The organism is Holdemanella sp. DFI.5.55, from assembly GCF_020593575.1.
Classification (GTDB): domain Bacteria; phylum Bacillota_I; class Bacilli_A; order Erysipelotrichales; family Erysipelotrichaceae; genus Holdemanella; species Holdemanella hominis.
Window position 1 is genome coordinate 1 of record NZ_JAJDMK010000066.1, and the last position, 12,205, is coordinate 12,205.

12 protein-coding genes and 1 other annotated feature are annotated in these 12,205 nt (G+C 34.8%); of the genes, 9 read left to right on the plus strand and 3 right to left on the minus strand.

Annotated elements, in window-relative coordinates; translation table 11 throughout:
• Positions 1 to 364 precede the first annotated feature (364 nt).
• Complete coding sequence (locus tag LJE08_RS10915) at positions 365 to 793, plus strand: low molecular weight protein-tyrosine-phosphatase (protein ID WP_227403220.1); 429 nt, start codon at positions 365 to 367, stop codon at positions 791 to 793.
• Positions 790 to 1,581: a histidinol-phosphatase gene (locus LJE08_RS10920; protein WP_117925693.1), complete on the plus strand. Its 792-nt coding sequence runs from the start codon at positions 790 to 792 to the stop codon at positions 1,579 to 1,581. The genes LJE08_RS10915 and LJE08_RS10920 overlap by 4 nt, the downstream gene beginning before the upstream one ends.
• Here the strand turns inward: LJE08_RS10920 and LJE08_RS10925 are convergent.
• Positions 1,574 to 2,128, minus strand: coding sequence for a Crp/Fnr family transcriptional regulator (locus LJE08_RS10925; RefSeq protein ID WP_227403221.1), 555 nt, complete (start codon positions 2,126 to 2,128; stop codon positions 1,574 to 1,576). The genes LJE08_RS10920 and LJE08_RS10925 overlap by 8 nt on opposite strands.
• Before the next feature lie 84 nt (positions 2,129 to 2,212).
• Between LJE08_RS10925 and LJE08_RS10930 the strand changes: the two genes are divergently transcribed.
• Entirely contained in the window at positions 2,213 to 2,908 is a 696-nt protein-coding gene (locus LJE08_RS10930; RefSeq protein WP_217256694.1) for an ATP-binding protein, read from the plus strand.
• A gap of 96 nt (positions 2,909 to 3,004) precedes the next feature.
• On the opposite strand, the gene LJE08_RS10935 is transcribed toward LJE08_RS10930, so the two are convergent.
• Together LJE08_RS10935 and LJE08_RS10940 are read right to left on the minus strand one after the other, a co-directional pair.
• Positions 3,005 to 3,973, minus strand: a complete 969-nt coding sequence (locus tag LJE08_RS10935) for a P1 family peptidase (RefSeq protein WP_227403222.1) — start codon at positions 3,971 to 3,973, stop codon at positions 3,005 to 3,007.
• Complete coding sequence (locus LJE08_RS10940; protein ID WP_186998464.1) at positions 3,970 to 4,752, minus strand: nitrilase-related carbon-nitrogen hydrolase; 783 nt, start codon at positions 4,750 to 4,752, stop codon at positions 3,970 to 3,972. The genes LJE08_RS10935 and LJE08_RS10940 overlap by 4 nt, the downstream gene beginning before the upstream one ends.
• Positions 4,753 to 4,863: 111 nt before the next feature.
• Here LJE08_RS10940 and hypB point away from each other — a divergent pair, with 111 nt between their 5' ends.
• The 6 genes from hypB to LJE08_RS10970 all read left to right on the plus strand — a co-directional run bounded on the left by hypB (position 4,864) and on the right by LJE08_RS10970 (position 12,132).
• Complete coding sequence (hypB, locus tag LJE08_RS10945) at positions 4,864 to 5,526, plus strand: hydrogenase nickel incorporation protein HypB (protein WP_117925698.1); 663 nt, start codon at positions 4,864 to 4,866, stop codon at positions 5,524 to 5,526.
• 1 nt (position 5,527) lies between these two features.
• Complete coding sequence (locus LJE08_RS10950; protein ID WP_227403223.1) at positions 5,528 to 8,209, plus strand: FAD-dependent oxidoreductase; 2,682 nt, start codon at positions 5,528 to 5,530, stop codon at positions 8,207 to 8,209.
• Between the two features lies 1 nt (position 8,210).
• Positions 8,211 to 8,555: a hydrogenase maturation nickel metallochaperone HypA gene (locus tag LJE08_RS10955; RefSeq protein ID WP_118115861.1), complete on the plus strand. Its 345-nt coding sequence runs from the start codon at positions 8,211 to 8,213 to the stop codon at positions 8,553 to 8,555.
• A 249-nt stretch (positions 8,556 to 8,804) separates the two neighbouring features.
• A complete protein-coding gene (locus LJE08_RS10960; RefSeq protein WP_370633269.1) occupies positions 8,805 to 9,575 on the plus strand; it encodes a PD-(D/E)XK nuclease family transposase in 771 nt (256 codons plus the stop codon).
• Between the two features lie 50 nt (positions 9,576 to 9,625).
• Positions 9,626 to 9,834 (plus strand) — a binding site (T-box leader).
• A gap of 41 nt (positions 9,835 to 9,875) precedes the next feature.
• Positions 9,876 to 11,405, plus strand: a complete 1,530-nt coding sequence (locus LJE08_RS10965) for an ABC transporter substrate-binding protein/permease (RefSeq protein ID WP_227403225.1) — start codon at positions 9,876 to 9,878, stop codon at positions 11,403 to 11,405.
• On the plus strand, positions 11,398 to 12,132 hold the full coding sequence (locus LJE08_RS10970; protein WP_117925701.1) for an amino acid ABC transporter ATP-binding protein: 735 nt from the start codon (positions 11,398 to 11,400) through the stop codon (positions 12,130 to 12,132). Before LJE08_RS10965 ends, LJE08_RS10970 begins: the two co-directional genes overlap by 8 nt.
• Positions 12,133 to 12,205: the final 73 nt, after the last annotated feature.

Genomic DNA, 12,205 nt, shown 5'->3' on the forward strand with positions numbered 1-12,205 from the left:
TTGTATTTTCAAACTTTTTCATAAAAAATACTTGAATTTTATATAGTTAGCTCCCACTTATTATTCTACACCATTTGTTTACTTATTTATACTTTTGTATGAAATTATAAAATAGCTATAAAAGAATTATAGTTTTAAATTTTTTACTAACAGATTCATGTAAATAAATAATGAGTTGAATGTGCCTAAAATCCATGGGCACAAACTTTAAAATTTTAGTGCCTATTTTGTGCCCATTACATGGTATGATATGCAAGAGTATGCAAGGTTAATACAAATTTGAGGGAACTTAGCGAATGATGAAATAACCTATATTTATAGGCATAACTTGATATAATCTGGTATAAGGAGGTTTAATTTGAATATGAAGAAAATTATGTTTATTTGCCATGGGAACATCTGCCGTAGTGTTAGTGCTGAGTATATTATGAAAGATTTGGCAAAGAAAAATGGAGTCGAACTATATGTTTCTAGTGCAGCTACAAGTCGTGAAGAAATTGGTAATGATATCTATCCTCCGGCTAAGCGCAAACTAAAAGAAAAGGGGATTCCATTTTCTAGACATTACGCAAGACAAGCTACAATGAGTGATTATTTGTCGTATGATTATTTAATTTGTATGGATGAAAATAATATGCGTAATCTAAATCGTATGTTCAATAATGATCCAGATCACAAGATTTATAAATTATTGTCAAGAGATGTTTCGGATCCTTGGTATAGTAATGATTTTGAAAAAGCTTATAATGATATTAATGAGGGTTGTAAAGCCTGGTTGGAGAAATTATCATGAAACAGAATCTACATACGCACTCCATCTTTTGTGATGGAAAAGATACGATTGAAGAAATGACTTTAGAAGCCATCTCAAAGGGCTTTGACATTCTTGGGTTTTCAGGTCATGGATATTTGGACGTGGATACAAGTTCCATGCGAGATACTTCAGGATATATTTCAGAGGTTGAGAGAATTAAATTGAAATATTCTTCATCTATTCAAATCCATTTAGGCATTGAAGAAGATATGTTAGGAAGAATTGCTGAAAAAGCTCCATTTGAATATGTGATTGGAAGTAAACACTTTTTAGGTGAGACTGCTGTGGATTATTCAAAGCCTGTATTTGATTCTTTATTTGAATCCTATTCTGGTGACTATAAAAAGATGTGTAAAGACTACTATTCAGACTTATCGAATATGTATGATTGGCAAGAAGTGGATATCATTGGACATTTGGATTTGATTACCAAATATAATGAGGACGAGTCTTATTTTCAATTTAATGATAAAGACTATATGAATATTGTTTGCGATTGCATTGACCGATTGTTGATCAACGATAAGATTTTTGAAGTGAATACCGGAGCTATCGCCAGAGGCTATCGTAAAACACCATATCCATCTAAGAATATATTGGAATATTTATACGCAAAGAATGCGCGTATTTGTCTAAACAGTGATTGTCATGATAAGAACTATTTGGATTGTGCTTTTGAATCTAGCTTAGACTTGATTCAATCTTGTGGATTTAAAGAACTACAGATATTAACCAATGATGGTTTTGTACCAGTTAAAATTAAATAGAGTAGACAGTGAAGGTGTTCTTGTGATAATCAATTAGACCTTCACTTTTCATTTTGGAAAGCTCTTTTGATAAGGCACTTCGTTCTACGTTTAAATAGTCAGCCATCTGTTGACGATCAAGCGGAATCTTAAAGGTAGAATTTTGTGTTTCTAGTTTCATAAACGATAAGTATGACAACACTTTATTGCGAATGGTTTTGTTGGAAATATGGAATATGTGTTGTGACAACATCTTGTTTTTATTTGAAAGTATTTGAATCATTTGATTTTTTAATTCTGGGGATTTTTCTAAGGTTTGAACATCTAAAAATTGAATCGTACAATCCTCGATGGCTCTTACATATACATACATAGGTGTTTTGGTTAGGGCATAGCTTTCCGCAAACATTTGATTGGGACCTATACGTGACAATAGGGAAACATTGCCTAAAAAGTCTACAGTTTCTATGACAACACTTCCTTCTTTGACAATGCCAATGGCTTGAGGAATATCTTCTATATGATAAATAATTTCATTTTTCTTGTATTTTTTTAATTGTAAATCCATAAATATCTCTCTTTCGTGGTTTAAACAACATAAATTGATTGTATTATACACTAAAATAAGTTCATAAGAAATGAGGATGATTTTATGTTAAGAAAAATTATACAAATTGATGAAGATAAATGTACAGGATGCGGTATCTGTGTGGATGCCTGTCATGAAGGAGCCATTGGCTTAGTGAATGGAAAAGCGAAATTAATGCGTGATGATTATTGTGATGGACTAGGGGATTGTTTACCAACATGTCCTACAGGTGCTATTTCATTTATTGAAAAAGATACTCTAGCTTATGATGAAGAGGCTGTAAAAAAGAATATGGAAAAGCGCATGCAAGAATCGGGCACCATGCATTCAGGATGTCCTGGGTCTATGATGCATACACTGAATCCAGTTGTATCAAGTCCATCGATTGATGTATCAAGTCAACTAACATCTTGGCCTGTTCAAATTAAGCTAGCACCTATCAACGCACCATTCTTTCAACATGCTAAGCTTTTAATAGCTGCGGATTGTACTGCTTATGCCTATGCCAATTTCCATCAGGAATTTATGAAAAATAAAGTGACTCTAATTGGATGTCCAAAACTCGATGGTGTGGATTATTCAGAAAAGCTTTGTGATATTATTCGTATGAATTCGATTGAAAGTGTAACCATTGTTCGTATGGAAGTACCTTGTTGTGGTGGTCTTGAAAATGCGGTTAAGAAAGCTTTGCAGGAAAGTAAAAAGTTCATTCCTTGGCAAGTCGTCACAATTTCAATTGATGGAAAAATTTTAGATTAAACCTTAAAAAAGTGCAGTTAACGTTACAGATACTGCACTTTTGTCATTTTCTGACACGTTAAACAAAAAAGTATCACCGTAGCGATACTTTAATGATTAGTCCTTTGTGATTTCTTTATAGCTAGCTAGACCATAAGCACTATCTGCAAGTGTACCTGCATTGACAATAGCTTGTTCCATTGCTTTTACGGCCATGATTCCAACTAGATCTTGTTCTGCAGGAACTTTATTCGATGTCATCGCAAAAATAGTATCTCCATCACTTGAAGTGTGGACTGGACGGATACATCTTGCATATCCATTATGCGCCATACTCGCAATCTTATTCATTTGTGCTTTATTTAAATCCGCATTTGTGATGATACAACCAATTGTCGTATTCATACCACAAGAATTGATCATCTTTTCAGCTGCCTTTAAGATTTCATCTTCACTAAACAATCTTGTGTTTGTGTTTTTATCGTAGATACCTGCAATTGGTTTGTCTGAATTTGGATAGAAAATATCACCACACGCATTCACAGCTACAATAGCTCCTACTTTTAATGGACCCATTTGTAGGGCTGAAAATCCAAGTCCTGCCTTCATCGCATATTGAGGGCCAAAGAATTTACCAACACTAGCCCCTGTTCCTGCACCTACATTTCCTTGTTTTGGATCATTTTTTTCAGCTTCCATACAAGCATCATAACCCATTTGTTTGTTTGGATACGCTTTAGAATTACCTACACCACAATCAAATAGACAAGCTTCACATACGATTGGAATATAGATATTTTTCATGTCAAAACCAATTTCGTGTTCGCTCAAATATTGCATAACACCACTACTTGATTCTAAACCAAAAGCACTACCACCTGATAATGTAACCGCATGAATCTTTTGAACCATGTTCTTTGGATTTAATAAATCTGTTTCACGAGTGGCTGGACCACCACCACGTACATCTACACCAGCTGTGGCTCCTTCTTTACATAAGATGACTGTACAGCCAGTCGCATTTTCTATATCTTGTGCACTACCAATTTGAAATCCTTCGATCTCATTGATTTGAATTGTCTTCATTTTTTGATCTCCTTTAATTCATATAAATCATTTCTACGTACCTTCCAATAAGGCATCCTTTTTCTTACTTTTTCAATGTCGTTTAAATCGATATCTACAACTTTGTATGCTTCTTCTTCACCCAACTCCACTACAACATTGCCAAAACCATCCACAAGAATAGAGTGGCCTCCTGAAGTATAGTTTTTATACGTATACTTAGCTGGGGCAACCCCACACAAAAAGACTTCATTTTCTAAGGCGCGTGTTTGAGTAAATAGCTTCCAATGTTTCTTTGTAGCCTGCTCATTAAAGGCAGCCGGACAAAATAGAATTTGTGCTCCATTTTGAGCTAGAATTCTGGATACTTCTGGAAATCGGATGTCGTAACATAATAAAATGCCACATCTTCCCCATGGCGTATCAAAACATTGTAGGTGATTTCCTGGTACAAACACTTCATTTTCGCAATAATCCTGTCGATTATGAAATTCAAAAAGATGTGTTTTATCATACGAACAAACAATGTCGCCATCACAATTTAATATGTAACAGCGATTGTATTTGTCAGCACAAATGGAACCAGCCACAATCCATATCCTATGCGATTTAGCTAGTTTTTTTAAAGCCATCAAACTTTCATCATGACGCAAATACGCTGTTTTAAGTGCATCATTATGATAGGGACAATTCCACATTTCACAAAGAACTAAAATATCACAGTCTGGAATATTTTTTAGTTTAGCTATATTTTGTTGGTTATCCATTGAAACAGACATTTGGTACATACAGATCTTCATATAGATTATGATAGGCGAAAAGTGACTACTTTTCAAGGTGTGCAAAGACTAACATGTGTTTATTTACTACTGGTTTGAAATCGTTTACAATGATTTTAGGAGGTTTGTATCATGTATAAAATTATAGAAGTAAAACAAAGTGTATTTGAAGATAATAATAAAGATGCGAACAAATTAAGAGAAGAATGTAAAGATAAAGGTGTGTTCTTATTGAATGTTATGTCAAGTCCTGGAGCAGGGAAGACAACAACTCTATCTAGAACGTTAGAAAGACTAAAAGATACAATGAGAATTGGTATTATGGAAGCGGATATTGATAGTGATGTAGATGCCAAAACCATCAGTGAATATGGCATACGCACGATTCAACTACATACAGGTGGTATGTGTCATTTAGACGCAGATATGACTCGTCAAGGATTGCATGAAATGGGTATGGAAGATTTAGATTTGGCTGTACTTGAAAATGTAGGAAATTTAGTATGTCCTGCTGAATTTGATACGGGATCCACTAAAAATATGGCTATCTTAAGTGTTCCAGAAGGAGATGACAAACCTTTAAAATATCCATTGATGTTTCAAGTGTGTGATGTGGTTTTAATTAATAAAGTGGATGTATTGCCATACTTTGATTTTGATGTAGAAAAATGTAAAGAGAATATTTTGTATCGTAATCCAAATGCGAAAATTTTTGAGGTGTGCGCAAAAACGGGTGAGGGAATTGATGACTGGTGTAAGTGGCTTGAAAATGAAGTAAAGGCCTGGAAGGAATAATATGACATATCGAGATAATATTGATAAACTGGCAAGGCGTATCACGGATCGTATTCCAGCTAAAGTAAAAAAATTATCCCAAACAGACCCTGAATATGAGTGTTTAAATGAAATCTTAAATGATGAACAATGCGATTTATGTTTGTGTTTTGAAGTGCGTAAACCACTTTCTTTTGAAGAAGTAGTGAAAAGAAGTGGATGGCCAGCGGGAAGAGTAAATCGTGTATTAAATGAAGTATGCGACATTGGAATGATTGAATACAACTGGGAAAATGAGGATCATCATAAACAGTTTGTGCTTCCTCAGTTTGTTCCTGGAGCAGCTGAATTTATGGTTATGAATAAAGATCTTGTAGAAGAACATCCAATTGTTGCGGATTTCTTTGAAAAGATGACGCGATTACCACTTGAAAAGGTAACGCCAATGGTTCCACCTGGAGGAGCAGGCATTGGTATGCATGTTATTCCTGTAGAAAAGGCGATTCATGCAAATCAGCAAGCGGTAAGTGTAGAAAAGATTTCGCATTGGTTGAATAAATACGATAAATACGCACTTTCTCCATGTTCATGTAGAAGACAACAACGTGTTAGAGGTGAAGGAACTGGTGATGTTGAAGCGGATGTTTGTATTGCGGTAGGTGATATGGCTGACTATGTTGTACAGACAAACAAGGGTGGTCATTATTGTACGTATGAAGAGGTTATTGAAACTTTAGAACGTTGTGAAAGAAAAGGATATGTACATCAGATTACGAATATTGATGGAGAAGATAAGATTTTTGCGATATGTAACTGTGCACATGGCGTATGTAACGCATTAAGAACGAGTCAATTGTTTAATACGCCAAATATGTCGGCAAGTGCTTATAGGGCTCATGTGGATAGTGAAAAGTGTGTTGCGTGTGGAAAGTGTGTGGAAATTTGTCCTGTAGGAGCGGCAAAATTGGGTCAAAAACTTTGTACAAAAGATGGACCTGTATCATATCCTAAACAGGAACTTCCTGATGATGTAAAGTGGGGCCCTGAAAAGTGGAACTGGAATTTTAGAGATACAGCTAAAGTCAACTGTTATGAAACTGGAACATCACCTTGTAAGAGTGCATGCCCTGCACATTTACCGGTACAAGGCTATATTAAGATGGCGAAAGAAGGTCGCTATATGGATGCATTAAAGTTAATTAAAGACTTTAATCCATTTCCAGCCGTATGTGGAGCTATTTGTAATAGAAGGTGTGAACAACAGTGTACGCGTGGATTGATTGATGAGCCTTTGGCTATTGATGAAATCAAGAAGTTTATTGCCGAACAAGAACTTCATGAAGATAAGCGTTATATTCCTTTATGTGAAAATGTCGAAGGCAAATTTTTTACAAATAAGATGGCCATTATTGGTGCAGGTCCTGCTGGCATGAGTGCCGCTTATTATTTAAGGATAATGGGCTATCCTGTCACGATATTCGAAAAGGAAGAAAAACCAGGCGGTATGTTGGTCTATGGCATTCCATCTTTTAGATTAGAGAAGTCTGTGATTGAAGCTGAAATTGAAGTGTTAAAAGCTATGGGTATTGAGTTCAAGTGTGGCATAGAAGTAGGTAAAGACATTTCTTTGGATGATTTAAGAAATGAGGGATATGAAGCATTCTATGTGGCCATTGGTGCTCAAGGATCAAGAAAATTAAATATTCCAGGAGAAGATAATGCGATGGTTGAATCTGGAATTGATTTCTTGCGTAAGGTGAATAAAACAGAAAATCCAAATCTAATTTCTGGCGATGTGGTTGTCGTTGGTGGTGGAAATGTTGCGATAGATGTAGCTCGTGCAGCTTTAAGAAGTGGGGCACAAAAGGTTCATTTATGTTCTTTAGAACAAGAAGGCGAAATGCCGGCTAGTCCTGAGGAAGTATTAGAAGCTAAAGAAGAGAAAATTCTTCTTCATTGTGGATGGGGTCCAAAGAAAATCTTAGAAGATTCAATTGTATTTAAACAATGTGTAAGTGTAAAGGATGAAACTGGAAGATTTAATCCAAGCTATGATGAGAGTGTTTTGGAAACTATACAATGTAGTCATGTATTACTTTCAATTGGACAAAGTATTATTCCAATTCAAGGATTGGATGTAGAAGTAAATCCAAATGGAACAATCAAAGCGGATGGTACAACACTTCAAACATCTGTTGAAGATGTATTTGTGGGTGGTGATGTGTATACAGGTCCAAAATTTGCGATTGATGCGATTAGTCATGGTAAAGAAGCAGCTGAATCTATGCATCGTTTTGTTCATAAGGGGCATTCTCTAACAATTGGAAGAGACTTACATTTATTTAATGAATTTGATAAGAATAACGCATTGATTGATATTGATTTTGATCATGCCAAACGACAGATACCTGGTATTAAAAAGGGGTTGGGGGAAAAATCCTTTAGAGATTTACGTTCGACATTTACAGAAGAACAAGTTAAGATTGAAGCCAATCGATGTCTTGGATGTGGTGCAAGTATTGTTGATACCAATAAGTGCATTGGTTGTGGTTTGTGTACGACAAAATGCGAATTTGATGCGATCCACTTAACGCGTGATATCAAAGATGGTGCAAGAATGGTTAAGGCGGAAGATAAGATGAAGGCTATCTTGCCGTATGCGGCTAAACGCCAAATCAAGATTATTCGCAATAAGAAGAAATAGTATGCATGAATTAGGAATTGTTGTACATATTTCAAAAACATTAGAAGAACTTGCACAAGAAAATAATATTACAGATATTCGTAGAGTGACTTTGCAGATAGGAAAAGTAAGTGGAATTGTTCCTGAGTATTTAGTAGATTGTTGGAAATATTATAAGAAAAAAGTTCCTTTAATTGAGAACTCAACACTAGAATATGAATGGATTGAAGCCATTACGATTTGCAATGAATGTGAAAAAACATATGATACGATTCAATATGGAAGAGAGTGTCCATATTGTAAGAGTGAACATACAGTTCTTCTTCAAGGTAATGAGTGTCTCATTAAGGAGATTGAAGCCGAATAAGCGTCGAAAGGCGCTTTTTTTAGAAAAATTCCTTTTTTTACGTATATGAGTATGTAGGAAATGCCTACTAGAAATGAGGTGCTCATGCGTAGCGCAAATTTATTAAATGATTTCGCCTTTAAGTATGTGTTTGGCGAAGATTGTAAGGAGGCTAATGATGCCTTAAAATCATTACTCACAGTATTTTTATAAAGAAAGGTCAATCATGTGGTTGTTAAGAATTCAGAAATGGTAAAAGACTATAGTAAAATGAAGAGTCTACGATTAGATTTATTAGTCGAATTTGATGATCAAACAACAGTGGATTTAGAAATGCAGTTAAGACAAACTAAAGATAATATGATGAATCGCTTTCCTTATTATTCGGCTAGGCTTCATGGTTCACAAGACATGGAAGGAAAAAGTTACAGTCAATTAAAGGAAACCATTGTCATGATTTTCTTTAATGTGAGTATTTTTGCAAATGATAATATATGTAATACTTTCAGGTATAAATGTGACGGTGACTTACCTTTTGTGAAAGAAGAAAAAGAAGATCGTATGAAGTTACGTACAATAGAAATGCCAAAAGTAGATTTAAATAAGCCTCTTGAAGACATGAATGAACAGGAAAAGATGATTTATTACTTTTTGAATTGCCACAAAGGAATCGAAGATAGTAAAATTAAGGTGATGATAGAAAGTGATGGGGTGATTCAAATGTTAGAGAAGCGTGTAGAAACCATATCGGATGATGGTTGGAAGAAAATAATAGAAGATTTTAGAAAACTACATGAAAATGAAGAGCGAATGGAACGACAGCTTGAACTTGAAGAGGCTCATAAAGCAAAAGAAGAAGCAAAAAATGCATTACAAGAAGCGAATAAATTAAACCAAGAAGCTGATAAGAAAGTAGAAAAAGCAAATAAACTAGTGAAACAAATGGTTTGCAAGATGTATGAAGATGGTTTTAGTCTTGAACAAATTTCTGAATATTGTTCACTAAATGTGGATGAAATTCAGGTGTTGATAAAATCATAAATTTTCTGTTGCATTTAAAAAAATGTTTGTTTATAATAAAGCCATCCTTTGTAGAGGCAATGAAAAGAAGAAGTAGTCGTGGATGCTGCTGATAGTGAGTTCCTGATGGTGGAAATGGAACAGTAAGCACAGGGTGAACGTGTCTTAGAGCTAAGCTTTCGAAGATTGAGGAAGCTTCGGATACTCCCGTTATGAGTTAAGGGCTTGTACATTAGTGCAGGAAATAAGGTGGTACCGCGATTTTATAGTCGTCCTTGTATATTCAAGGACGGCTTTTTTTATTAGAAGGGAATGGTAGATATGAAAAAAGGATTTAAATTAATTTCGGCATTTTTAGTAAGTTTTATGATCATGATGTCTAGTATTATGCCTGCATTTGCCGATGAAACAGATACATCAACAACAGGCGATTTATTAGACAAGATTCAAGAAAGAGGAGAATTGATTGTAGGTACATCTCCTGATTTTCCACCTAATGAATTTATTGACTCAACAAAAACAGGACAAGCGCAATATGTAGGTTCTGATATTGAATTAGCAAAATATATTGCGAAAAAGATGGGTGTTAAATTAACAATCAAAGCCGCAAGTTTTGATACAGTTTTGGCAAATCTTCAAACTGAAGAAATTGATTTAGCAATTACTGGATTAGCTTATACACCAGCACGTGCGCAACAGATGGAAATGTCTATTGGATACAATATGACAGAGGATACTGGTGGACAGGCTGTTATTATCGCAAAAAAAGATGCAGATAAGTATAAGAAGTTAACAGATCTAACTGGCTTAAAGGTGGCTGCTCAACAAGGATCAATCCAGCAACAATATACAGAAGATCAAATTCCGGACGCAAAACTACAATCCATTTCAAGTATTGATGATGGTGTTGCCCTATTAAAGAATGGTACGGTACAAGCTGTTGCATGCTCTGAAGGTACAGCTGATGAATATATTGAAAAGAACTCTGAACTTGCGAAGTTAGATGAATTATTCAATATTGATCAAGATTATGCAGGTAATCGTGTGGGTGCTCCTTTAGGTGAAAAGAGATTGATGAAAGAAGTCAATAAAATTTTAAAGGAAGTCAATAAAAAAGGTTTATATGAAGAGTGGTATAAAGCGGCAAAGAAACAGAGTAGTGAACAATTTACTTTAACAGCGACTGGATTCTTTGGAACATGTGTTCAAATCGTTCAATATTGCTGGCCACAATTATTAAAAGGTTTAGGAATTACTTTAGGACTTGCTGCTATTACTGTTATTTTTGGTACAATTATTGGTGGATTATTTGCCCTAGTAAAACTATCAAAGAATAAAATCGTACAAGCGATTGCGGGTGTATATGTAGAATTGATTCGTGGAACACCACTATTACTACAATTATGGTTGTTCATCAATATTTTCTCTTATTTGACAAATGGAAATATGCCAATGATTGTGAGTGTGATTATTGCCCTTGTCATTAATTCAAGTGCATATGTGGCTGAAATTATTCGTTCAGGTATTCAATCTGTGGATAAAGGACAAAGAGAAGCGGCCAAATCACTTGGTATGTCAAATGTACATATGATGACTAAAATCATTATTCCTCAAGCTATCAAGAATATCTTGCCTGCCCTAGGTAATGAATTCGTTATGATGATCAAGGAAACATCTTTGGCAAGTACATTCTATATTGGAGAATTAATGACTGTTAACAGTGTTATTAAATCGGCTACTTATAAATCCATTGAACCATTAGTAATTGTTGGTTTGATCTACTTTATTGTTACATATTCATTATCAAAATTAATTAAATACATGGAAGGGAAGTTGAGTGTCAGTGACTAAGGAACTAATTGTTGTAAAAGACTTACATAAAAATTTTGGAGATCTTGAAGTATTAAAAGGAATTGATCAAACAATCCATCAAGGAGAAGTTGTTAGTATTATTGGACCTAGTGGTTCAGGAAAATCTACTTTCTTACGTTGTCTTAACTTATTAGAAAAACCATCTAGTGGACAAATCATTTTCGAAGGTATAGATATTGCAGCTGAAAATGTTGATATTGATACACATCGTAAAAAGATTGGAATGATCTTTCAGCACTTTAATGTATTTCCACATTTAACAGTTTTAGAAAATATTACCATCACACCAATTCTAGAACTTAAAACACCAAAGGCCCAAGCTGAAAAAGAAGCAATTGAATTGCTTAAAAAAGTAGGCTTGGAAGATAAGAAGGATGAATATCCAAGAAAATTATCTGGTGGACAAAAACAGCGTCTAGCTATTGTTCGTGCTCTAGCTATGCATCCAGATGTAATTTTATGCGATGAACCAACAAGTGCATTAGATCCAGAAATGGTAAAAGGTGTACTAGAAGTCATTAAAGAATTGGCGGATCAAGGAATGACAATTGTGATCGTAACACACGAAATGGGATTTGCCCGTGAAACAAGTGATCGCGTATTATTTATGGATGAAGGTATTATTCAAGAACAAGGAACTCCAGAAGATATCTTTGAACATCCACAAAATCCAAGAACCATCAAATTTTTATCGCAAGTACTATAAGCTTGGGCACATGCTCAAGCTTTTCTGTACGACAGGCAGTCGTGCTTATAGTTGATAATCAATCACCGATTAT